Source organism: Streptomyces toyocaensis (assembly GCF_000725125.1).
GTDB classification, from domain to species: domain Bacteria; phylum Actinomycetota; class Actinomycetes; order Streptomycetales; family Streptomycetaceae; genus Streptomyces; species Streptomyces toyocaensis.
Genome location: NZ_JFCB01000001.1, coordinates 145,434 through 167,763 on the forward strand (window position 1 = coordinate 145,434; position 22,330 = coordinate 167,763).

Genomic DNA, 22,330 nt, shown 5'->3' on the forward strand with positions numbered 1-22,330 from the left:
CCCCTAAGCGAGTTGGGGCAGGGAAAACCCTCGGTCGAACCCCCTGCGCCCCCGGGCGCTACGTCGTGCGGCGCCCCGCCGCCAGGCGGACGATGTCGACCCGCGAGCGGATGCCCAGCTTGCGGTAGACCCGGGTGAGCGTCGCCTCCACCGTCTTCACGCTGATGAACAGCCGGCCGGCGATCTCCCGGTTGGTGGCGCCCTCCATGACCAGCGCGGCGACCTGGCGCTCCATCGAGGCGAGTCCGTCCAGCACCGCCGGGGCGGTGGCGGGCACCGGCTCCGTCTCCGCGGGACCGGCGGCCACCGCCGCGTCCACCTGCCGCAGCCACGGCAGCGCGCGGCAGCGCCGGAACAGCCGCGCGGCCTCCTCGTACCCGCCCGGACCCTGCCCCCGGGCACGCAGCCGGGCCAGCGTGAAGGCCGCCCGCGCCTCCTCGAGGCCGAACCCCAGCCTGGCCAGTCGTTCCTGCGCCGACGTCAACTGCGCCACCGCCGCCTGGTGCTCACCGCGCGCCGCGCGTACCAGCGCCTCCGCCCGGTCGAGCACCGCCAGCACACTCGCGCGGTTCAGCCGCAGCGCGTGCACCCGGGTGTGGTTGATGAGTTCCTGCGCCTCGCCGGGTTCACCGATCCGTACCAGCGCCTCAGCGAGGTCGCCCTGCCAGCGGCCCCGCGCCGGGTCGTGGACGCCCATGCCGTGCTCCAGCTCCCGCACCCGGCGCAGCGAGCGGACCGCGGCCTGCGCGTCCCCGGCCACCAGCTGGGCGTAACCGAGGGCGGCCAGGGCCAGGGAGAGGTACAGCTGGTCGCCGTCGACCTCGGCGTGGTCCGCGGACTCCCGGGCCAGCGCCAGGGCCCGGTCCACGTCCCCGCCCGACGCCTCCGCGAGCGAGGCCTGCATGGCCGAGGCGCTCTCGCCGATCCCGGAGTCCCGGGCCAGCCGCAGGCTCTCGCCGGCCAGGTCCAGGGCCCGGCCGCAGTGCCCGAAACGCAGCTCGGTGTCGGCGAGCAGCCGCGAGAAGTGCACCTCGCTCTCGACCATGCCGCGCCGCCGCGCCTCCCGCAGCAGTGCGGTGATGGCCGTACGGGCCTCCGGCAGCTGGTCGCTCATGAGCAGCCACCGGAACCTCGCCATCGCGGCGCCGTTGTGGTGGCTGGCGACGTCCGGGTCCTGCGGCTCCTGGAGCGCCCGCCGGATCGTGGCGGGAGCGTCCGGGTGGCCCATCAGGGTCTCGGTGGACGACTGGAAGGCCAGCGCCATCAGCTCGGTGCGGCGGTCCCCGCCCCGGGCGGCCAGTTCCGCCGCGTGGGCGGCCTCCTTGCGGGACTCGGCGAAGTCGCCGTCCACCACCACCTCGCGCCAGGCCAGCTGGTAGTGGACCAGCGCCAGGAGCCGGGGGTCGTCACCGGCGTCGGCCAGCACCTGCGGGAACACCGCGTCGACCTCGCCGAGCGCCTGCCCGGCCGCCTCGATGACCACCATCCAGGCCCGCACCCGCTCCGCCGGCACCGTCGCCCGGGTGAGCACCTCGCGCGCTATGTCCCGGGCCAGGTCGGCCTCACCCGCGGTGATCGCGTCCTCGGCGGCCTGGAGCCGCCGCTCGTCCGGTCCCGGCACGCCGTCGGCCGGGGTGTGCCGGGCGGCGAGCAGCCCGAGGGAGGCGGCGACCGAGGGCGCCCCGCGGTCCCGGGCCAGCGCGGCGGCCTCGGCGAGCCGGGCCGCGACCTCCGGGTCGGCGCCGGTGGCGGCCAGCGCCAGGTGCCGGGCCCGCTCGATGGGATCGGAGGCCGCCGTGGACAGCGCCGTGTGCACGGCCCGCCGCTCCTGCGCGGGCGCCTCCGCGTACAGGGCTGCCGAGATCAGCGGGTGCGCGAAGCGCAGGGCCGGTTCCTCCGGGTCCGTCGCCAGCAGCCCCAGGGCGGCGGCCTGGGCCGTCTCGGCCTCGGCGTTGTCCCGGCCGGCCGCGTGCAGGAGGGCCAGGGTGGGACGGGCGCCGGCGCTGGCCACCAGGAGGGTACGGCGGGCCTCGTCCGAGAGCATCTCCAGACGGCTGAGGACCAGCGCCCGCAGCGACGTCGGCACCGGCAGCGGCTCACCCGGACGGGGCCGGGCGGGGCTCTCCGCGAGGGCGCGGCCCAGCTCCAGCGCGAACAGCGGGTTGCCCGCGCTGGTGCGGTGGATGTCGCGGACCGTGGAGCGGGACAGGCCCGTGTAGCCGCGGTGGTCCAGCAGGGCGGACACCTCGGAGCGGGTGAACGGACCCAGCCGCACCTCTAGCGTGTCCGGCGGGCAGGCGCGCAGATGACGGTCGTACTCCTCGCCCTCCGTGCGCACCGCGCACAGCATCCGCACCGGGCTGTCGCCGAGCCGCCGGGCGGCGAACCCGAGGAGCTCGGCGCTGGCCGGGTCCAGCCACTGCAGATCGTCGGCGACGACGAGGACCGGGCCGTCGGCGGCCAGCGCGCGCAGCGTCGACAGCACCGCGAGCCGCAGCGCGAGCCCGTCCCGCTGGAGCGTGGACTCGCCCCGCCCGGTCAGCGCCGACTCCAGGGCGGTGCGCTGGGCGGCGGGCAGCCGGGGGGCGACCTCGTCGAGGACCAGGCCGAACAGATCGGCCAGCGCCAGGAACGGCAGGTGGGATTCGGACTCCGTGGCCGAGCAGCGCAGCACCGTCCGGGCCGCACCGGCGTTTTCCGCCGCAAGTGCCCGCAGCACGGTCGACTTTCCTATTCCGGCGGGCCCGTGCAGCAGCACGCTGCCGCCTCCGGCGAGCTGCTCCCGCGCGTCGGAGAACAGCGCCTCCCGGCCGATGACCAGGTCGGGGCGGTACCTGGCAGGCTCCTTGAAGTCCCGTCGCACGGTCACCGCTCCCCTCCGTGTGGCGTGTCCTGGCCAATATTAGGCAACAGGCTCCTTAATTCGGGCGGACGGTGTAGTGAGGCAAATTACAGCGGGCGGAGCAACGGTAAATGCAAAGTCGAACCGGTGGTAATGCACCTCACGGCCAATCATCACAAATCTAGGGCAACCACCCCGCCCGGCGGGCCGCGACCACCGCCTGACCGCGGGTCCGCACCCCCAGTTTCCGCATCGCCGACCTCAGGTACGCCTTGACCGTCTCGGCCGTCACCCCCAGCCGCTCGGCGGCCACCGCGTTGGTCGCCCCGGCCGCCACACAGGCGAGCACGTCCACCTCCCGGGGCGCCAGCCGCACCGCCGCGGCCGGGGCGGTCCGGGAGGTGAGCAGGGCACACGCCGCGAGCAGCTCGGCCCGCAGCACCGGGTCCGCGATCCGCGGGGCGAGCGCCCGCAGCGCCGCGTGCGCCTCCCGCACCTGCTCCCAGTCCGCGCCGGACGCCCTCCCCGGCTCCGGCCGCGGGTGGGCGGCCGTGAGCAGGTCCGCCGCCTGCTCCCGCACCACCAGCGCCTGTTCCACGTCCCGCGCCGTCTGCACCGCCTCGCCGAGGGTGCGGTCGCCGAGCGGCTGGGCGGCGCGCAGGGCGCCGTAGAGCACCGCCCGCACCCGTCGCCGCACCACCACCGGCACGGCGACGACGGCGCGCAGGCCCTCGGCGGCGACCGGGACGTCGTACTCGTGGCTGATCTGCCGTGACACCGAGTAGTCCGTCACCGCGCACGGCCGGGCGAGCGCCACCGCCTTTCCCCCCAGACCGCTGCCCCGGGTGACCGCGAGCGAGCTGAGCGAGGGTGTGGCGGTGCCGCTCAGCTCGCTGATGCGCACGTGCCGCCGCCCGGGCTCCATCAGGCCGCCGAAGGCCACCGGCAGCCCGGTCGCGCGCCGCAGCCGGGCCAGCGCCCCGCGGATCTCCACCGCGTCGCCCGCCCTCATCGGGTCAGCTGTCACCTGTTCGCCCCTCCACCGCGGCTCCTGTGCGGGCGCACACCCCCGTTCGGGGGTAGTGAGACCTGCATCACGGATTACACGATGGCGGGGAGCCGCGGCAATGGTCCGGCACGAGGAGGAAACATGACAACGGGGACGGACGCGTTCCGCAGGGCCAGGGACTTCCTGCTGGAACACCGCGAGGACTACGACACCGCCTACCGGGACTTCGCCTGGCCCCGGCCCGAGCGGTTCAACTGGGCGCTCGACTGGTTCGACGTGATCGCGGACGGGAACGACCGCACCGCCCTGCACCTCGTCGAGGAGAACGGCGACGAGACCCGGCTGTCCTTCGCCGCGCTCGCCCGCCGCTCCGACCAGGTCGCCACCTGGCTGCGGCAGCGGGGCGTGGGCGCCGAGGACCGGGTGCTGGTCATGCTCGGCAACCAGGCCGAACTGTGGGAGACCGCCCTCGCCGCGATGAAGCTGCGCGCCGTCGTCATCCCCGCCACCCCGCTGCTCGGCCCCGCCGACCTGCGCGACCGGGTCGACCGGGGCCGCGTCCGCCATGTGATCGTCCGCGCCGCGGACACGGCGAAGTTCGACGAGGTGCCCGGCGACTACACCCGGATCGCCGTGGGGGAGGGGGCCGGCGGGAGCTGGGTGCCGTACGCCGACGCGTACGGCGCGGACGGGCACTTCGCGCCCGACGGGCCCACCCTCGCCGACGACCCGCTGATGCTGTACTTCACCTCGGGCACCACCGCCCGGCCCAAGCTGGTCGAGCACACCCACACCTCCTACCCGATCGGCCACCTGGCGACGATGTACTGGATCGGGCTGAAACCCGGCGACGTGCACCTCAACATCTCCTCGCCCGGCTGGGCCAAGCACGCCTGGTCCAACCTCTTCGCCCCGTGGAACGCCGAGGCGACCGTCTTCCTGCACAACTACACGCGCTTCGACGCGCCCCGCCTGATGACCGAGATGGACAAGGCCGGCGTCACCACCTTCTGCGCCCCGCCGACCGTGTGGCGCATGCTCATCCAGGCCGACCTCACCCAGCTGCGCACCCCGCCCCGTGAGGTCGTCGCCGCCGGGGAACCCCTCAACCCCGAGGTCATCGAGCAGGTCCGGCGCGCCTGGGGCGTCACCATCCGGGACGGCTTCGGGCAGACCGAGACCGCCGTGCAGGTCTCCAACAGCCCCGGCCAGGTACTCAAGACCGGCTCCATGGGACGCCCCAGCCCCGGTTACCGCGTCGAACTCCTCGACCCGGTCTCCGGTGCCCCCGGCGCCGCCGAGGGCGAGATCGCGCTCGACCTGGCCGCCCGCCCGGTGGGCCTGATGGCCGGCTACCACGGCGACCCGGACCGCACCGCCGAGGCGATGGCCGGCGGTTACTACCGCACCGGCGACATCGGCTCCCGCGACGACGACGGGTACATCACCTACGTCGGGCGGGCCGACGACGTCTTCAAGGCGTCCGACTACAAGATCAGCCCCTTCGAGCTGGAAAGCGCCCTGCTGGAGCACGAGGCGGTTGCCGAGGCGGCCGTGGTGCCCGCGCCGGACGAACTGCGGCTGGCCGTACCGAAGGCGTACGTCGTGCTCGCGGAGGGCTGGGAGCCAGGCCCCGACGCCGCGAAGGTGCTGTTCGAGCACTCCCGCCGGGTGCTCGCCCCGTACAAGCGGATCCGCCGCCTGGAGTTCGGCGAGCTGCCCAAGACCGTCTCCGGCAAGATCCGCCGCATCGCACTGCGCGAGGCCACGGCGGCCGGCTCCGCCGGCGAGTACCGCGAGGAGGACTTCCGGTGACCGCACCCCTGTCGTACGCCCACGGCACCAGCACGACGCCCCTGCTCGGCGACACCATCGGCGCCAACCTGCTACGCGCGGTCGCCGCCTGGCCCGAGCGGGAGGCACTGGTCGACGTGCCCTCCGGGCGGCGCTGGACCTACGCCGAATTCGGCGCCGCCGTCGACGAGGTGGCGCGCGGACTGCTGGCGAAGGGCATCGCCACGGGCGACCGGGTCGGCATCTGGGCGGTCAACTGCCCCGAGTGGGTCCTCGTGCAGTACGCCACGGCCCGCATCGGCGCGGTCATGGTGAACATCAACCCGGCCTACCGGGCGCACGAGCTGGAGTACGTGCTGGGGCAGTCCGGCGTGGCGCTGCTGGTCTCCTCGCTCGCCCACAAGGGCAGCGACTACCGGGCGCTGGTGGACCAGGTCCGCGGATCCTGCCCCGGGCTGCGGGAGACCGTGTACATCGGCGACCCGTCGTGGGACGCGCTGACCGCGGGCGCAGCCGCCGTGCCGGCCGAGCGGCTCGACGCGGTCGCCGCGGGGCTGAGCTGCGACGACCCGGTCAACATCCAGTACACCTCGGGCACCACGGGCTTCCCCAAGGGGGCCACGCTCTCCCACCACAGCATCCTCAACAACGGCTACTGGGTGGGCCGCACCATCGGTTACACCGAGCAGGACCGGGTCTGCCTGCCGGTGCCCTTCTACCACTGCTTCGGCATGGTCATGGGCAACCTGGCGGCCACCTCGCACGGCGCCTGCATCGTCATCCCTGCCCCCTCCTTCGAGCCGGGGGCCACGCTGGAGGCCGTCCAGCGGGAGCGCTGCACCTCCCTCTACGGCGTGCCCACCATGTTCATCGCCGAGCTGAACCTGCCCGGCTTCGCGTCCTACGACCTCACCTCGCTGCGCACCGGCATCATGGCGGGCTCACCGTGCCCGGTGGAGGTGATGAAGCGCGTGGTCACCGAGATGCACATGGAGCAGGTCTCCATCTGCTACGGCATGACCGAGACCTCCCCGGTCTCCCTGCAGACCCGCATGGACGACGACCTGGAGCACCGCACCGGCACCGTCGGCCGGGTGCTGCCCCACATCGAGGTCAAGGTCGTCGACCCGGCCACCGGGGTGACGCAGCCGCGCGGCACCTCCGGTGAGCTCTGCACCCGGGGCTACAGCGTGATGCTCGGCTACTGGGACGAGCCCGCGAAGACCGCCGAGGCCGTCGACGCGGGCCGCTGGATGCACACCGGGGACCTCGCGGTGATGCGGGACGACGGGTACGTGGAGATCGTCGGCCGTATCAAGGACATGATCATCAGGGGCGGGGAGAACATCTACCCGCGCGAGATCGAGGAGTTCCTCCACGCCCATCCGAAGATCGCGGACGTCCAGGTCGTCGGCGTGCCGCACGAGCGCTGGGGCGAGGAGGTGCTCGCCTGCGTCGTCCCCCGCGACGCCGCCGATCCGCTCACCCTGGAGGAACTGCGCGCCTTCTGCGACGGGCGCCTCGCGCACTACAAGGTGCCCAGCCGTCTGCAGCTACTGGAGTCCTTCCCGATGACCGTCTCCGGGAAGGTGCGCAAGGTGGAGCTGCGGGAGCGGTACGCGGCCGGTTAGGGCGCGGCGAGTGTCCCACCGGTGCGCGGCACGTCGGCGCGCAGGCACTCGCGCGGCCACCGGTCGAGCCCGTGCGCGGCCTCCTCGGCGCGCATCCGGCGCAGCCCGGGGGTGAGTTCGGGTTCGCCCAGCGTGCGGAAGCCCAGGCGCCTGTAGTACGGGGCGTTCCACGGGACGTCGAACGTGGTCGGCGTCAGCGCCGTCAGCCCCTCCTCGCGCGCCCGGTCCGCCGCATGGGCGAGCAGGGCCCGGCCACCTGACCACCCACGTTGGGCGCGGGGGAGGTTCAGTCCGAGCCGCCCCCGCCTCCGCAGCCTCCTCCGCCACCGCCCCCGCAGAAGAGGTGACCGCCTCCGCCGCCGTAGCTTCCGCCGCGCGGCGAGTGGCGGAGCGGGCGCTCGTCCCTCAGGCTCACCCGCTCGGTCAGCCCCGCCCGGAGGGCGAAGCGCGGGACGAAGACGCGCAGGGCGTCCGTGCCGTGCAGGGCGACGGCCAGCAGTTTCTCCTGGTCCGGCCGGCCGTGCCGGCTCGACGGCAGCGGAAACGCCTTCCGCAGGACCTGCACCCGTCGCCGGGCGGCCCTGGTGCGCCTGAGCAGCGGATGTCCCAGCATCCCCGCCTCCGCGAGCCCGACCCGCAGCTCGGCCAGCGCCCAGCGGACGTCCGGGTGCCGCAGCAACTCCCCGACGTCCGAGGGCTCTTCCAGGCAGTGGTACACCGCGCTCTCCAGGTAAGGCGCCCGCATGCCGGCCGGGACGACCCCCTCCTGCTCCAGGTACTGCTCGGGCGTCGGCAGTGGCGGCAGGGCCCGCCCCGCCTCCCCGTCGACGGCCCGTACCGTGCCCGGCGCGCCCGCCTCGACCGCGCCCCGCAGATGCAGGGCGACGACGGCCACCGTGACCGCGGCGCGTGGGCCGCCGGCCAGCAGGGCGAGCTCGTGCGGCGTTCCCCGGACGTTCCCCACGGTGGTCATGCCACGGCACCCCCTCGGCCGGGGCCCGCCGCCCCCGTGCCGGCGGGCCCCGTGTGCCAGGAGTGTGCCCGCCGGCGGGGGTGGCCGAAGCCTCCCGGGCCGTCTTCAGAGGTTCATTTGAGGGTGACGTAGCCGGTGTACGGCCGATGCCGTAGCGGCGCTCAGGGTGTCTCGTGGTGCTCGGACAGTCCCGGCCAGTCGTCGGGGCCGCCGCCCTGCCACTCGATGAGGTCGGTCTCCTCGACGTCGGTGACGTACAGGTCGGCCAGCCGTAGGATCTCGCCCACGTCGTCGACGTGCGTGGCGATGCCCAGCGTCTCGTCGTCCGAGGTGACCCGCCGGGAACCGTCAAGGGCCGGGGAGTGCACCACGATGTGCGGATGCTCCGTCGGATGTGCCATGCCCCCAGGCTGCTGCGCGCCGGACGGATCCGCACCCCCGCACGCCGGGCTCCTCCCCTCACCTCGAAGGCGGCGGGGCGGAGGGGAGTCCGTTAAGGTCGTGCCGGAGCGACTGGGGCGCACTGACGCCGCGATCACCCCGGACGTCTGCAGTCGTCTCTTCCCCGAGTCGGACGGCCGAGGGGCCGTGCAGGTCGGAGCCGATGCCATGGGGGCACAGTGCGATTGAGAGTGGAGTTCACGACAGAGCCCTTCGACCTCGACGAGGCGCCCACGCACGCCGTGGTGGCGCGGGAGGTCGTCGAGGGGGCCGAGCTCGACGCGGTGGACGTCGGCCCGTTCGGCAACACCGCCGAGGGCGGCGCCGAGGCGGTGCTCACCGCCGTGGACGCGCTGCTGCGCCGCACCCTGACGGCCGGCGCCACCCGTGTCTCGCTCCAGATCAACGTGGTCGAGGAGGGCGACCGGTGAGCGGTTCCGGCGAGGACGCCTTCATCGCGGCGGTCAAGCCGCTGGTCGACGCCATGGGCGGCGAGATGGTCCCGCCGGACGAGGCGGGGGCCGACGACGTCGTGCTGTCCTGGGAGGGCAGCGCCGCCGTCGCCGTGCGCCTGCCGCAGCTCGCGGACTCCCTCGACCACATCCTCGCCGCCCTGGAGCGCCGGAAGGGCGTGCCGCTCGCGGAACTGGACCGCCGGGCGAAGCAGGAGATCGTACGCAGTCTGGAGGCGCGCGGCGCCTTCGCCGTGCGGCACGGTGTGGAGACCGTGGCGAGTGCGCTCGGGGTCAGCCGTTTCACCGTCTACAACTACCTCAATCGCGAGAAGGGCGCCTGACCCTCCGCCTGGCGGGTGCTTCTCCAGCGGCCCGCCCGAATTTTCAACAAACTGTTGACGCGAAGTCCGCGGCGGCGTTCACTGTCGGCACGCCCGTTCGCAGCACTAGGCCGTTCGCGGCCACGGAGGCTCCCGTGACGTCGACACCCACGCCCCCGGGCCTGGCCCGTTTCAACGCCCTGGCAGAGCACGCGGCGCTCGCCGCACTCCACGAGGCCTGCGCCTCCACCACCTGGGCCCGGCGCCTGCTCGCCGGCCGCCCGTACGCCACCGCCGACGAGCTGCACGCCGCCGGCGACGCCGCCACGGCGGAACTGACCGCGGCGGACCTGGACGAGGCGATGGCGGGGCACCCGCCGATCGGCCGCCCCCGGCCCGGTGACCCGGCCTCCGCGCGGGAACAGAGCGGGATGACCGGCGCCCCGGACGCACTCAAGGCCGAGATGCTCGAACTCAACCTGGCCTACCAGGAGAAGTTCGGCCACGTGTTCCTCATCTGTGCCACCGGCCGGACCGGCGAGCAGATGCGGGACGCCGTCAGGGAACGCCTCGGCAACGCGCCGGAGCGGGAGCGGGAGATCGTCCGCACCGAACTGGGGAAGATCAACCGCATCCGGCTGGCCCGTCTCGTCGACGTCGAAGGGGACTGACGCACATGAGCACCGACACCACCGCCTCCGTGTCCACGCACATCCTGGACACCAGTGTCGGCCGCCCCGCCCAGGGCGTCGCCGTCCACCTCTCCGCCCGCACCGGCCGCCGGTCCGACTGGCGGCCGCTCGGCGGCGGCACGACCGACGCGGACGGGCGGTGCACGGACCTGCCGGCCCTGCCGGAGGGAACCACCCACGTACGGCTCGACTTCGCCGTGGAGCCGTACTTCGAGGAGAAGGACGCCAAGAAGCGAGCCGATGCGCAGCAGGACGCCCCCGCGAACCGGGACAGCGGCGCCGCAGTGTTCTTCCCCGAGGTGGCGATCACGTTCGCCGTCGTAGCGGGCGAGCACTACCACGTGCCGCTGCTGCTCAACCCGTTCGGCTACTCCGTTTACCGAGGGAGCTAGCACACCATGCCCACGATCCTGGGACAGAACCAGTACGGCAAGGCCGAGAACCGAGTCGTAAAGATCACGCGGGACGGCGCCACCCACCACATCAAGGACCTGAACGTCTCCGTCGCCCTGTCCGGCGACATGGAGGAGGTCCACTACTCCGGATCGAACGCGAACGTCCTGCCGACCGACACCACCAAGAACACGGTGTTCGCCTTCGCCAAGGAACACGGCATCGAGTCGGCCGAACAGTTCGGCATCCACCTCGCCCGGCACTTCGTCACCTCGCAGGAGCCCATCCGCCGGGCGCGCATCCGCGTCGAGGAGTACGCCTGGGAGCGCATCGAGGTCTCCGGCGAGGCCGAGCACTCCTTCGTCCGCAAGGGCCAGGAGACCCGGCTGACCCAGGTCACCTACGACGGTGACACCTGGGAGGTCGTCTCAGGACTGAAGGACCTTACGGTGCTCAACACCACGGACTCCGAGTTCTGGGGCTACGTCAAGGACACGTACACGACGCTCAAGGAGGCCTACGACCGTATCCTCGCCACCTCGGTCTCCGCCCGCTGGCGTTTCAACTGGACCACCGACGAGCAGTCGATGCCCGACTGGGAGACGTCCTACGAACAGGTCAAGAGGCACATGCTCCAGGCCTTCGCCGAGACCTACTCCCTGTCGCTGCAGCAGACGCTCTACCAGATGGGCGCGCGGGTCGTCGAACACCTCGGCGAGATCGACGAGATCCGCTTCTCCCTCCCCAACAGCCACCACTTCCTGGTGGACCTGGAGCCGTTCGGGCTGAAGAACGACACCGCCGACGGAGCGGTGTACTTCGCCGCCGACCGCCCCTACGGCCTGATCGAGGGCACCGTGCTGCGGGACGGCTGCGAGGCGCGGATACCGGTGGACCTCACCAACCTCTGACCGCCCCCCCCATGTCGGCACCCGTGGCCGGGGAACGCGGGGGAAGGCATACGAACGCACGGGCACCCCCGCCCCGGCCACGGCACTCGAACACCCTGGGTCCTGCCGTGCCCTCAACCCGTAGGCGAAAAGGACGCACCATGGCAGCAGACCGGCGCATCGTCATCGAGAACTGCGCGATCGCGACCGTCGACGCGAAGGACACCGAGTACGCCTCCGGGTACCTCGTCCTCGCCGGCAACCGCATCGAATCGCTCGGCGCGGGCACGGCCCCCGAAGGGCTCGGGAACGTGGTACGCCGGATCGACGCGAGCGGGCACCTGGCGACCCCCGGCCTGGTCAACACCCACCACCACTTCTACCAGTGGATCACCCGGGGCCTGGCCACCGACCACAACCTGTTCGACTGGCTCGTCGCCCTCTACCCGACCTGGGCCCGCATCGACGAGCCGATGGTGCGGGCGGCGGCCGAGGGCTCGCTGGCGATGATGGCCCGCGGCGGCGTCACCACCGCCATGGACCACCACTACGTCTTCCCGCGGGACGCCGGCGACCTGTCCGGCACCATCATCCGCGCCGCCCGGGACATGGGCGTCCGCTTCACCCTCGCCCGTGGCTCGATGGACCGCGGCGAGAAGGATGGCGGACTGCCCCCGGACTTCGCCGTCGAGACCCTCGACGACGCGCTCGCCGCCACCGAGGAGACGGTGCGCCGGCACCACGACGCCTCCTTCGACGCCATGACGCAGATCGCCGTCGCCCCCTGCTCGCCCTTCTCCGTCTCCACCGAACTCCTGCGTCAGGCAGGCGAGCTGGCACGCCGACTCGGAGTGCGCCTGCACACCCACGGTTCGGAGACCGTGGAGGAGGAGAAGTTCTGCCACGAGCTGTTCGGCATGGGCCCGACCGACTACTTCGAGTCCACCGGCTGGCTCGGCGAGGACGTCTGGATGGCGCACTGCGTCCACATGAACGACTCCGACATCGCCGCCTTCGCCCGTACGGGGACCGGCGTCGCCCACTGCCCGTCCTCCAACGCCCGGCTCGCGGCCGGCATCGCCCGTGTCCCCGACATGCTGGCGGCCGGCGTCCCGGTCGGCCTCGGCGTGGACGGCACCGCCTCCAACGAATCCGGCGAACTCCACACCGAACTGCGCAACGCCCTGCTCGTCAACCGCCTGGGCGCCCACCGCGAGGCCGCCCTGAACGCCCGGCAGGCCCTGCGCCTCGGCACCCACGGCGGCGCCCGGGTGCTCGGCCGGGCGGCCGAGATCGGCTCCCTGGAGCCGGGCAAGCTCGCCGACGTGGTGCTGTGGCGGATGGACACCCTCGCCCACGCCTCCATCGCCGATCCGGTGGCCGCGCTGGTCCTGGGCGCGGCGGCCCCGGTCACCGCGTCCTTCGTGAACGGCCGGCAGATCGTCGAGAACGGTCGGCTGCTCACCGCCGACGAGGACGCGATCGCCCGCTCCACCCGCGCCGAGGCGCGGCGGCTGGCCCGGATCGCCGCGCGGGGCTGAGCCCCACCGACGTCTCCGGCCGGGAGGGACGGCTCCCGGCCGGAGACCGCGGACCCCGACCTCGGGGCCCGCGGCGGCCGTCTCCGGGGCGCGCGTCAACGCGCGCCCCGGAGACGGCCCCCCGTCCTGGGGGAGATCGTCGACCGCCCGGCGGACGAGCGGACGACCGCGGCCGGCCTGCGCGCCGACACGCTCGGCTCCACGGTCGGCCCGCTGTTCAACGGCTTCATGTGCGGTGCGTTCGCCCAGAACATCGGCCTGGTCGCGATGACGAGGATCCGCAGCCGGTACGTCGTCGCCACCGGTGGCGGCTTCCTCGTGCTGATGGGGCTGTGCCCGGTGGCCGCCTCGCTGATCACCGTCGTACCGCGCCCGCCCGGATCGTCCTGGACTCCGGCATCCCCACGGGCTGCGTGGTGGCGGTCCTGCTGAACGTCGTCTCCAGCCACCTCGGCACCGGCCGCCGGGAGGCGTCCGAGGTCACCCATCCGAGGGAACCGGGCGAGGAGCTCACGGGCGCGAAGGCCCCGGCCACGCCATGAGGTTGGCGAACAACTCGGCCTGCTCGACGGCGTCGTCGAGGGCATGGTGCGTGTGCCGGCGCCGGGAGAGCAGCTCGCGCGGCATGGTGCCCTTCGCGACCGCCCGCAGCGGCAGCCCCGCCTTCGCGGCGTACAGGGTCTTCATGTCCAGACAGCCCGAGTGCCCGAAGGGACTCGAACCGGTGAAGCGGATCAGGTACCAGTACAGGAACGTCCAGTCGTACGAGGCCGGGTAACCGCACATCACCGGCTGGGCGCCGTCGGCCGCCTCGCGCACCCAGTCGGTGAACTCGCCCATCGCCAGGACCGGTTCGGTGCCTTCCGAACCGAGCCGGTCCCGGTCGAGTCCGCTGACCGCCAGGGCTTCGGGAACGAACTCCTCGCTGATCGGCCTCAGTTCCCGGTAGAACGTGCGCTCCTCGGGGTCGGCCGCCCGGAACCCCTCGGCGTCCTGCACGCCGGCCACCGAGGCGCCCAGGCTCAGCATGGAGTAAGGCCCGGGGATGGGCCCGTCGGCCTCGATGTCGACGGAGATGTACAGGCTGGGTCTGACGCGTCGTGGGGCCATGGGACGCAAGGATCGCAGGCGGGGGCGTGCTCCCGCATCCGGATTCCGCCGCCGGTCAGGAGGCGCGGGCCGCCGCCACTTCCTGGCGCAGGCGCGGGAGCATGTCGTGGTACACGCCCGGGCAGAGGGTCTCGCCGTAGTCCTTGTGGCCGTAGAGCTGCGCCGAGGGGATGCCGTACCGCGTGCACACGTACGCGCACAGGGTCACCAGGACCTCCCACTGGGCGTCGGGCGGCACCGCGCCCGCGTGGTAGGCGCCCTCGCACGCGATGCCGATGGCCTGGTTGTTCTGCCCGGAGGTGTGGGAGCCGAGGACGAAGGTCCGCCCGCCGGTGAGGGCCTGGAGGCTGCCGTGCCGGCCCTCGGTGATCCAGCCGCCCCGGCTGACCAGGAAGTGGTAGCCGGTGTCGACCCAGCCGTTCTTGTCCAGGTGCAGGTCCTGGACCCAGTGGGCGTGGGCGTGCGCCTGGGCGCGGGAGAAGTCGGAGGTGTTGGCGCTCACCGTGTGGTGGACGACGATCTTGCTCGGCCGGTACTGCAGGACGCTGATGTTCCCCTGGGGGGACCGGGCGTCCCAGTCCGCGGTGCTGTCGATGTCCGGCTCGACGACCTCGGCGTCCCGCGCGTGGGCGGTGCCCGGCAGGGCCGCGGCGGCGGCCAGGGAGGCCGCGCCGGAGAGCAGCAGACGGCGCCTCAGGGCGTTCTCGGGATGCACGGTCACTCCTCGGGGAGGGAGGGGGTGGGGGGAGGGGGTGGAGCCGGCGACGGACGGCCGCCGGCTCCACCGGGTGATCGCCACGCGCCGGGGTCTACACGGTCACGTGTTGTTGGCGAGCGCCAGGAGCCGGTCGCGGGAGCCGTTGAACTGGTTGCGGTCCACGTTGCCGGAGACACCGCTGACCGAACCGGTGCTGGTGTACTGCCACACCGTCCAGGTGGGGAATCCGCTGGGGATGGTCGGCGACGACGCGGTGGTCCAGTGCGCCACCCACAGCGGGCTCTTGCTGTACATGCCGGTCCAGTTGCCGGTGCAGGTGTTCCACCAGCCCGCCGTCGTGTAGATGACCACGTCACGGCTGGTGCGCGACTTGTAGGTGTTGTAGAAGTCGCTGATCCAGCTGCGCATCTGCGTGGTGGACAGGCCGTAGCACATCGCCCCGTACGGGTTGTGCTCGATGTCCAGGACGCCGGGCAGGGTCAGGTTGTCGCGCGACCAGCCGCCACCGCTGTTGACGAAGTAGTTCGCCTGGGTGGCTCCGCTGGAGACGTTGGGGCGCGCGAAGTGGTACGCCCCGCGGATCACGCCGGCGTTGTAGGCGGCCGGGTAGTTCGTGTTGAAGCTCGGGTCCTTGTACGTGGTGCCCTCGGTCGCCTTCATCCAGGCGAACTGGATCCCGGAGTTGCGTACCGAGGTCCAGTTGATGGCGCCCTGCCAGTGCGAGACGTCGATGCCCTGGACGCCGTCGGTCGGGGCCATGACGCCCATCGACGGCTCACCGGCGGGCACGCCTTCGTGGATGCGGGTGCCCACCCCCATGTACGCCTGGCCGGGCTTGATGGTGACGCGGTCCCGGTCGGGCTGGGGTGCGGCGGTCGCGCCGCCGACGGCGGTCGCCGTCAGGGAGAGGGCGGCGCCGAGGACGCCGAGTGCCGTGGCGATCCGTCTGCGGGGGCCGACGAAGGGTCTGGGGAGAGAGAACATGGGGGACTGCCTCCTGACACACGTGGGGATGAGCGAAGGAGGTGACGTCGGCCGCTGCCACCTGGGCAGATAGTTGCTGTTTGACGTGCGCGCGTCATTAGTTACGCACGTAGATTCCAGGCCTGTAAAGAGCCTTCGTTCCTCTCTGGTGGTCTGGACCACTGTAGGGGGGGATGGCCTGGAAACTTGGGAACCCGGCGGCGGAAACTTTCAGCGTGTGAAACCCCGGCTACAGCCCGAACAGGCCGGGATCCGTCGCCAGGTCCCGGAAGACGTCCTGCGGATGCGGCAGGAGCTTGCGCTGCTTCAGGTCCATCAGTCCGCCGGCTCCGGTGAGTTCGGCCGCCACGGTGCCGTCCGCCCTGGTGATCGTCTGCTCCATGGTGAAGATCTTGCCGCCGCTCCAGACGAAGGAGCAGCTCACGTCGGCCTCGTCACCGGCGAGCAGTTCCCGCTTGTAGCGGATGGTGGTCTCCAGGGCGACCGGTCCCACCCCCTGGGCGATCAGGCGGGACTGGGTGATTCCCGCCGCCTGGAGCAACGACCAGCGCGCGTGCTCCGCGTAGTTGAGGTACACGGCCTGGTTGAGGTGGCCCTGTACGTCGGTCTCGTATCCGCGCACGGTCACCCGGACGGAGAACGGCTCGCTCACTGGGTCTGTCCCCTCTTCACGCCTGCTCGGTTGGCTGCCCGACCCCACCGATCTTGGCATGCCCCTCAGACCCGGCGCGGGGAGGCCAGGAGATAGCGCGCCCGCGTCCTCGGCTCCGTGTACTCCCCGGCCTGCCAGCCGGCCCGCTCCAGCGTGACCGCGCAGGCCCGCAGCGCCGTACCGTCCGGCTCGTACACGGCGACCGCCTCCGGCTGCGGAGTCTCCCGTACCCGGTAGCCGCCCGCTTCGGGGTCCGCGCCGGCCGGACGGTGTCCGGCGGCCTCCAGGGCGAGCGCCGCGGCCCGCACCAGGTGCGCGCGTTCCCATCCGCAGGGCCGGTCCGTCGCGCCGTCGGGGTTGGTCATCCGGCGCAGCTCCAGCATGCCCTGCCAGGCGCTCCGCACCTCCCGGAGCCGGGCGGCGCCGTCCGCGGGAGGTGACTCCTCGCCGCCCGTCCGCGCCGCGAACCCGCCGGTCGTGGCCGGCTGCTCCACCGGCTCGGGTGCGGGCTCCGCCTCCCGCAGCCGGTGGCCCGCCGGAGTCAGGAAGTGATCGTGCGGCGGCCTCGGATGCCGGAAGGCGAGCCCGCGCCTCACCAGCGCGGCGAGCTGTGCCGGCGTGCCCGTCAGCCGCCCGGTGCCGGGATCGGCGGCCTCGACGACGCGGCGCTGCGCGGCGGTGAGCGGTCGGGTCATCGGCGTCCTGAGGCGTAGGGGAGGAAGGCGGCCCACTGCTCGCGGGCCAAGGTCAGGCTCATGTCTCTCCCGGCAGTTTCTCGCCATAGGTCAGTGATGCGCGAGGCGCGAGGGCCTGAGCCCGGATGATCCCATAGCGCAGTTCGAGAATCTGGATCTCTCTCCGGTCCGAGGTCAAGCGACTGACGAGTGGGATGTCGCTGTGTGCTCGGCCGCCGCAGCGGCGCCCGCCGACGCCCGGTGCGCTGACCCCCGCCGGACCCGACACGGAGTCCGGCCGCGGGGGACGTGTACACCAGGACGGTGTGGTGTGAGGTCGCCCCGGGGGTGAACCCTGGGGTGAGCCGCCTCGCCTACTGCCGGTATCCGCTCAGGAAACGGCCGATCCGGCCGATCGCCGTCTCCAGGACGTCCGCGTGGGGGAGCGTGAGAATGCGGAAGTGGTCGGGGGAAGGCCAGTTGAAGCCGGTTCCCTGGACGACCTGGATCTTCTCGCGGAGCAGCAGGTCGAGGACGAACCTCTCGTCGTCGTGGATCCGGTGCACCGTGGGATCGATGCGCGGGAAGGCGTACAGCGCCCCCTTCGGCTTCACGCAGCTCACGCCGGGGATCTCGTTCAGCTTCTCCCAGGCCACGTCCCGCTGTTCGCGCAGCCGTCCGCCCGGCGCGGTCAGCTCGCGGATGGACTGCCGGCCGCCGAGCGCGGCCTGGATGCCGTACTGCGCGGGCGCGTTGGCGCACAGCCGCATGGAGGCCAGCATGGTCAGGCCCTCGAGGTAGTCCTTCGCGTGCTGCTTCGGGCCGGTGACCACCAGCCAGCCGGAGCGGAAGCCGGCCACGCGGTAGGTCTTGGACAGGCCGCAGAAGGTGAGGACGACCAGGTCGGGGGCGAGCGCGGCGGCCGAGTGGTGCACGGCGTCGTCGTAGAGGATCTGGTCGTAGATCTCGTCGGCGAACACCATCAGTCCGTGCCGGCGGGCGAGGTCGAGGATGCCCTCGACGATCTCCTTCGGGTACACCGCGCCGGTGGGGTTGTTGGGGTTGATGACGACCAGGGCCTTCGTGCGGTCCGTGATCTTCGCGGCCATGTCGTCCAGGTCCGGGTACCACTCGGCCTGCTCGTCGCACAGGTAGTGCACGGCCTTGCCGCCGGCGAGGTGGGTCACCGCCGTCCACAGGGGGAAGTCGGGCGCGGGGATCAGGATCTCGTCGCCGTCCTCCAGCAGCGCCTGTACGGCCATCGACACCAGCTCGGACACGCCGTTGCCGAGGAAGACGTCGTCCACGTCGACCTCGAGGCCCAGCGTCTGGTAGCGCTGGGCGACCGCGCGGCGGGCGGAGAGGACGCCGCGGGAGTCGGTGTAGCCGTGCGCCCGGGGGAGCATCCGGATCATGTCCTGGAGGATCTCCTCCGGCGCCTCGAACCCGAACAGGGCCGGATTGCCGGTGTTCAGGCGCAGCACGCTGTGCCCCGCCTCCTCCAGCGCGTTGGCGTGCTCGATCACCGGGCCGCGGATCTCGTAACAGACCTCGCTGAGCTTGCTCGACTGCCGGAACTCCATGCGCCCCTCCGGATTGTGATGTTGCTTGGTTTTACCAAGTAGACGCTTGGAAAGTCCAACGACATGTCTAGACTGCGTCGCATGCCACCACGCCGAAGCTACGACCAGTACTGCTCCGCAGCCCGTGCGCTCGACACCGTCGGCGACCGCTGGACCCTGCTGATCGTCCGGGAACTCCTCGCGGGACCGCGTCGCTACACCGACCTGCACGCGGACCTGCCGGGTGTCAGCACGGACGTACTGGCCTCACGGCTGAAGGACATGGAGCGCGACGGCCTCACCACCCGCCGCAGGCTCGCCCCGCCCGGCGCGGCCTACGTCTACGAACTCACCCCGCGGGGTGAAGCGTTGCTGCCCGTCCTCCAGGCCCTCGGCGCCTGGGGCGAGACCGAACTGGGCGAGCGGCGCCCCACCGACGCGGTGCGGGCCCACTGGTTCGCTCTGCCTCTGCTGCGCGCACTGGACGGCGGGACGGGCCTGGTCGAAGTCCACCTGGAGGAGGGGCGGTTCCACCTGCACGCCGGCGCCGAGGCCGGCCCCGTCTACGGCGACGGACCCGCCCCGGGAGAGCCCGACGCCCTTCTCTCCCTGGACACCGCCACCTGCACGGCCATCAGCCGTGGCGAACTGCCCCTGGCCGACGCGATCCGCGCGGGCCGGGTCGAGGTGAAGGGCGACGGCACGCTCGCCGAGGCCCTGCGGGAGGGGTGAGCTCAACGACGGGCTGACGGCGAGCAGGCTCGGGTCGAGGGCACCGCGCGGAAGGACCCATCTGCTCACGAACCGAAGGCACCCCCGTCAGGTTGCCGCCGCATAACACCGGACGGCCACCTTCTGCTCCGGGCTCCACTGCTGTTCGACTGTGGCCAGCAACTGCCAGCCGAGCCGCTCGTACAAAGCTGCCGCCGCCGTGTCAGAAGCCACCACGTCGAGCACCGGATGCAAGCCGCGACCCTGTGCTTCCGTGACGGCCCGCGCCATCAGCAGCGCACCGATCCCGTGGCCGCGAGCCCACGGGGCGACGAACAGCCGGCTGACCACGGCGGTCGCGTCGATGCTCACCCCTGCACGAGCGCTCCACAGCCCAGGTGCGGCGTCTCCTGCGTCGCTCCGGGACAGGCCGACATGGCCGGCAACGCGGCCGTCCAGTTCCGCCACCCACGAGGCAACGAGCGAGGGCGGCGTGAGCCATGTCCCGGGCAGGTCGGGCCAGTTCACCGGATAGCCGTCGTGCTCATGGACCTCTCTCAGCACCCGCACACAGTCACTGAGGTCACGATCATCCCGCTGCCGGGCACTCGGGGGTACGTCCGCGCCGGACACGCTCTCGCTCTTCACCGCGGCATGGAAACACACCCCGAAGGCCCGTGACCAGCGACTGAAGTTCCCTGATCCGCGAGCGGAAGGTCTGTCTCCCGCTCGCGGACCGACTTCTCACGCCCAGGGGCCGTCGATCCGCCCGAACCCCGAAGCCCTCGCGTTCCCCGAGCTGGGGTGTCGCGAGGACCATGGGAACTCGAGCGGGGCGGGCCTTCCGGGAGTGCGTCAGGCGGTCGGTGGTACCCCGGGCGGGCGGCCCGATCCGCGGGTCAGGCGGTAGCCGGCGACGCCCGCCAGGGCGGCGAGCGCACCGCCCACCGCGGTCCAGATCCAGCGGTCGGACCACCAGCCGGAGGTCCAGCCGTCCTCGGGCTCCAGGCCGGCCAGCACGGCCGCGTCGTCCTTCTCCTCGTCCGCCTCGGCACGTGTGGCGATGCCCGGCACCAGCGGCTCGGACAGCGCGCCGTCCACCGCCACCGCGCCGCCCATGTCCTTGGACCCGACGCGCAGTTCGGCGTCCACCGGCTGGCCCAGATCGGCCGTGGACAGCCGCAGCGCCGTGAGGCGGACGTAGTACGTGCCCGGCAGCGGGTCGTTGGCCCACGGCTCCGACCAGGCGCGGACGGTGCGCAGCACGCACTCCAGTTCCACGGAGGCCGCGTCCGCCCCGGCCGTGCGGGTCTGTGCGCCGTACTGGCAGGCCTGGCGGCGGCGCAGTCCGTCGTACACGTCGATCTGCCAGGTCTCCGCCGCGTGGCTCTCGGGCAGCTTCACCGTCGCCGTCACGGTCGGGCGCTGCCCGGCGTCCGCCGGGAACGACCAGTACAGGTAGTCACCCGTGGAGGCGCGGGCGGTGGCGGTCTGCCCCTGCTCGACCTCCGCCGCGGTGCGGAACGAGGTGCCCGCGCGGGTGGGTCCCCGGCCGTCGCCGGACGCCTCCGGGGAGGGCGAGTCGTCGGCCGCGGCGGGGGCCGCGGCCAGGCCGAGCGTCAGCAGGGCGACGCCCAGGACACGTATGGCGCGCATCAGTGGGTCCTCCAGACAGCGAACCGCCAGCGGGACAGCCAGCCCCAGAGCAGACCGGCGACGAAGCCGGTGAGGATCAGTGCGCCGAGGAGCCACCAGCCCCGGCCCAGACCGAAGGAGGCCACGTCGTCCGCCCCGTGCGGACCGTCCACGACGTCGACGGTCAGCTCCAGCGGAAGGCCGGGTGTGGTCTTCACCCCGGATTCCGCCGAGAAGGAGTGGGTCACCGCCAGGCACACGGTCTCTGCGGCCGGCTTGCCGCTGTCGTCGTCGTCCCGCTCGGGCTTCGGGTGGCGCAGACCGGTGGAGAGGACATCGGTACGGCCGGTGCCCGCGGCCTCGCCGCGCACGATCTCCCGGCCGTGCAGCGTGACGGCCCGCAGCAGCACACCGTGGTCCGGACGCACGGCCCGGTCCGCCGCCACGCTCACCGAGGCGCGCAGCTCCTGCCCCGGCAGCAGCTCCACGCGGTACCAGCGCTGCTGCCCGAACTCCTCGCGGTCGGTGTAGAGACCGGACCGCAGTGTCGGGGCCTTCGCGCACGTGTCGGCGCCCTGCGTGGCCACCGGCGTCACCACCGGTTCGGCCGCCCGGTCCACCAGCTCGTTCACGCGGTCGGTGAGTTCGTCCTGGTGCTCGACGGAGGTGTAGGTGCCTCCGGTCGCCTCGGCGATGCAGCTGAGCTGCCGGCTGAGCTTGGCGTTCGGCACCAGGCCCAGGGTGTCGACGGTCAGGCCGATGCCCTTGGCCGCGATCTCCCGGGCCACCTCGCACGGGTCGAGCGGCGCACAGGTGTCCTCGCCGTCACTGATCAGCACGATGCGCTTGGAGCCGTCACCGCCCTCGAGATCGTCGGCCGCCTTCAGCAGCGCGGGACCGATCGGGGTCCAGCCGGTCGGGACGAGCGTGGCCACCGCCGTCTTGGCCTCGGTGCGGTCCAGCGGGCCGACCGGGTAGAGCTGCGCGGTGTCCTTGCAGCCCTCCTTGCGGTCGTCGCCGGCGTAGTCGGCTCCCAGGGTGCGGATGCCGAGCTCCACCTCCTCCGGCGTCGCGTCCAGCACCTCGTTGAACGCCTGCTTCGCCGCCGCCATCCGGGACTGGCCGTCGATGTCCTTGGCGCGCATGGAGCCGCTCACGTCGAGGAGCAGGTTCACCTTGGGTGCGTCCTGGCCCGCGGGTTCATCGGCGGCTGCCCCGGCCGGGAGGGCGAGCCCGGCCGTCAGTGCGGCGAGCAGGACGCAGACGCCTGCCACCGGCCGTTTTCTTCTGATCATCGGCGGAT

The 22,330-nt window shown here is 72.6% G+C and carries 22 protein-coding genes and 2 pseudogenes; 10 read left to right on the forward strand and 14 right to left on the reverse strand.

Annotated features, from left to right (window positions below; genetic code table 11):
• Positions 1-58: 58 nt before the first annotated feature.
• Together BU52_RS00645 and BU52_RS00650 are read right to left on the reverse strand one after the other, a co-directional pair.
• Complete coding sequence (locus BU52_RS00645; protein ID WP_037926100.1) at positions 59-2,869, reverse strand: ATP-binding protein; 2,811 nt, start codon at positions 2,867-2,869, stop codon at positions 59-61.
• 154 nt (positions 2,870-3,023) lie between these two features.
• Complete coding sequence (locus BU52_RS00650; protein WP_037926104.1) at positions 3,024-3,854, reverse strand: helix-turn-helix transcriptional regulator; 831 nt, start codon at positions 3,852-3,854, stop codon at positions 3,024-3,026.
• A gap of 138 nt (positions 3,855-3,992) precedes the next feature.
• On the opposite strand from BU52_RS00650, the gene BU52_RS00655 reads away from it, so the two are divergent.
• Both BU52_RS00655 and BU52_RS00660 read left to right on the forward strand, forming a co-directional pair.
• Complete coding sequence (locus BU52_RS00655) at positions 3,993-5,666, forward strand: AMP-binding protein (protein ID WP_037926107.1); 1,674 nt, start codon at positions 3,993-3,995, stop codon at positions 5,664-5,666.
• Positions 5,663-7,276 (forward strand): AMP-binding protein, encoded by a 1,614-nt coding sequence (locus BU52_RS00660; RefSeq protein WP_037926110.1) that lies wholly within the window; start codon positions 5,663-5,665, stop codon positions 7,274-7,276. Before BU52_RS00655 ends, BU52_RS00660 begins: the two co-directional genes overlap by 4 nt.
• On the opposite strand, the pseudogene BU52_RS36080 reads toward BU52_RS00660, so the two are convergent.
• From BU52_RS36080 to BU52_RS00675, 3 genes and pseudogenes are all read right to left on the reverse strand, one after another.
• Positions 7,273-7,530, reverse strand: a pseudogene (locus BU52_RS36080) (GNAT family N-acetyltransferase); the annotation flags it as partial. The gene BU52_RS00660 and the pseudogene BU52_RS36080 overlap by 4 nt on opposite strands.
• A 32-nt stretch (positions 7,531-7,562) precedes the next feature.
• A complete protein-coding gene (locus tag BU52_RS00670; RefSeq protein ID WP_037926116.1) occupies positions 7,563-8,249 on the reverse strand; it encodes a hypothetical protein in 687 nt (228 codons plus the stop codon).
• 161 nt (positions 8,250-8,410) lie between these two features.
• On the reverse strand, positions 8,411-8,650 hold the full coding sequence (locus tag BU52_RS00675) for a hypothetical protein (protein ID WP_037926118.1): 240 nt from the start codon (positions 8,648-8,650) through the stop codon (positions 8,411-8,413).
• 219 nt (positions 8,651-8,869) lie between these two features.
• Here BU52_RS00675 and BU52_RS00680 point away from each other — a divergent pair, with 219 nt between their 5' ends.
• The 7 genes and pseudogenes from BU52_RS00680 to BU52_RS33130 all read left to right on the forward strand — a co-directional run.
• On the forward strand, positions 8,870-9,121 hold the full coding sequence (locus tag BU52_RS00680) for a hypothetical protein (protein WP_037926131.1): 252 nt from the start codon (positions 8,870-8,872) through the stop codon (positions 9,119-9,121).
• On the forward strand, positions 9,118-9,486 hold the full coding sequence (locus BU52_RS00685; RefSeq protein ID WP_037926134.1) for a helix-turn-helix domain-containing protein: 369 nt from the start codon (positions 9,118-9,120) through the stop codon (positions 9,484-9,486). The genes BU52_RS00680 and BU52_RS00685 overlap by 4 nt, the downstream gene beginning before the upstream one ends.
• Before the next feature lie 134 nt (positions 9,487-9,620).
• The gene (uraD, locus tag BU52_RS00690; protein ID WP_037926137.1) at positions 9,621-10,136 is read left to right on the forward strand and encodes a 2-oxo-4-hydroxy-4-carboxy-5-ureidoimidazoline decarboxylase; all 516 of its coding nucleotides are present in this window, start codon (positions 9,621-9,623) and stop codon (positions 10,134-10,136) included.
• A 5-nt stretch (positions 10,137-10,141) separates the two neighbouring features.
• Entirely contained in the window at positions 10,142-10,549 is a 408-nt protein-coding gene (gene uraH / locus BU52_RS00695) for a hydroxyisourate hydrolase (RefSeq protein WP_037926140.1), read from the forward strand.
• Between the two features lie 6 nt (positions 10,550-10,555).
• Entirely contained in the window at positions 10,556-11,461 is a 906-nt protein-coding gene (gene pucL, locus BU52_RS00700) for a factor-independent urate hydroxylase (RefSeq protein ID WP_037926142.1), read from the forward strand.
• Between the two features lie 140 nt (positions 11,462-11,601).
• Complete coding sequence (locus tag BU52_RS00705) at positions 11,602-12,981, forward strand: 8-oxoguanine deaminase (RefSeq protein ID WP_037926144.1); 1,380 nt, start codon at positions 11,602-11,604, stop codon at positions 12,979-12,981.
• 126 nt (positions 12,982-13,107) lie between these two features.
• Positions 13,108-13,523: pseudogene (locus BU52_RS33130) on the forward strand (solute carrier family 23 protein); the annotation flags it as partial.
• On the opposite strand, the gene BU52_RS00720 reads toward BU52_RS33130, so the two are convergent.
• From BU52_RS00720 to BU52_RS00745, 6 genes are all read right to left on the reverse strand, one after another.
• Positions 13,492-14,091, reverse strand: coding sequence for a 3'-5' exonuclease (locus BU52_RS00720; RefSeq protein WP_037926155.1), 600 nt, complete (start codon positions 14,089-14,091; stop codon positions 13,492-13,494). The pseudogene BU52_RS33130 and the gene BU52_RS00720 sit on opposite strands and share 32 nt — an antisense overlap.
• A gap of 55 nt (positions 14,092-14,146) precedes the next feature.
• Positions 14,147-14,806, reverse strand: coding sequence for a peptidoglycan recognition protein family protein (locus tag BU52_RS00725; protein WP_037926157.1), 660 nt, complete (start codon positions 14,804-14,806; stop codon positions 14,147-14,149).
• Between the two features lie 102 nt (positions 14,807-14,908).
• Complete coding sequence (locus BU52_RS00730) at positions 14,909-15,793, reverse strand: lysozyme (RefSeq protein ID WP_037926161.1); 885 nt, start codon at positions 15,791-15,793, stop codon at positions 14,909-14,911.
• A gap of 229 nt (positions 15,794-16,022) precedes the next feature.
• Complete coding sequence (locus BU52_RS00735; protein ID WP_037926164.1) at positions 16,023-16,445, reverse strand: acyl-CoA thioesterase; 423 nt, start codon at positions 16,443-16,445, stop codon at positions 16,023-16,025.
• Positions 16,446-16,510: 65 nt separating this feature from the next.
• Entirely contained in the window at positions 16,511-17,140 is a 630-nt protein-coding gene (locus tag BU52_RS00740) for a hypothetical protein (RefSeq protein WP_037926171.1), read from the reverse strand.
• 353 nt (positions 17,141-17,493) lie between these two features.
• A complete protein-coding gene (locus BU52_RS00745; RefSeq protein ID WP_037926173.1) occupies positions 17,494-18,702 on the reverse strand; it encodes a pyridoxal phosphate-dependent aminotransferase in 1,209 nt (402 codons plus the stop codon).
• 81 nt (positions 18,703-18,783) lie between these two features.
• Between BU52_RS00745 and BU52_RS00750 the strand changes: the two genes are divergently transcribed.
• The gene (locus tag BU52_RS00750; RefSeq protein WP_037926176.1) at positions 18,784-19,413 is read left to right on the forward strand and encodes a winged helix-turn-helix transcriptional regulator; all 630 of its coding nucleotides are present in this window, start codon (positions 18,784-18,786) and stop codon (positions 19,411-19,413) included.
• Between the two features lie 87 nt (positions 19,414-19,500).
• Here BU52_RS00750 and BU52_RS00755 read toward each other — a convergent pair whose 3' ends face one another.
• The 3 genes from BU52_RS00755 to BU52_RS00765 form a co-directional block, all read right to left on the reverse strand.
• Positions 19,501-20,040: a GNAT family N-acetyltransferase gene (locus BU52_RS00755; protein WP_107061068.1), complete on the reverse strand. Its 540-nt coding sequence runs from the start codon at positions 20,038-20,040 to the stop codon at positions 19,501-19,503.
• Positions 20,041-20,247: 207 nt separating this feature from the next.
• The gene (locus BU52_RS00760) at positions 20,248-21,048 is read right to left on the reverse strand and encodes a hypothetical protein (RefSeq protein ID WP_037926180.1); all 801 of its coding nucleotides are present in this window, start codon (positions 21,046-21,048) and stop codon (positions 20,248-20,250) included.
• Positions 21,048-22,322, reverse strand: a complete 1,275-nt coding sequence (locus tag BU52_RS00765) for a VWA domain-containing protein (RefSeq protein WP_107061045.1) — start codon at positions 22,320-22,322, stop codon at positions 21,048-21,050. The genes BU52_RS00760 and BU52_RS00765 overlap by 1 nt, the downstream gene beginning before the upstream one ends.
• Positions 22,323-22,330 lie beyond the last annotated feature (8 nt).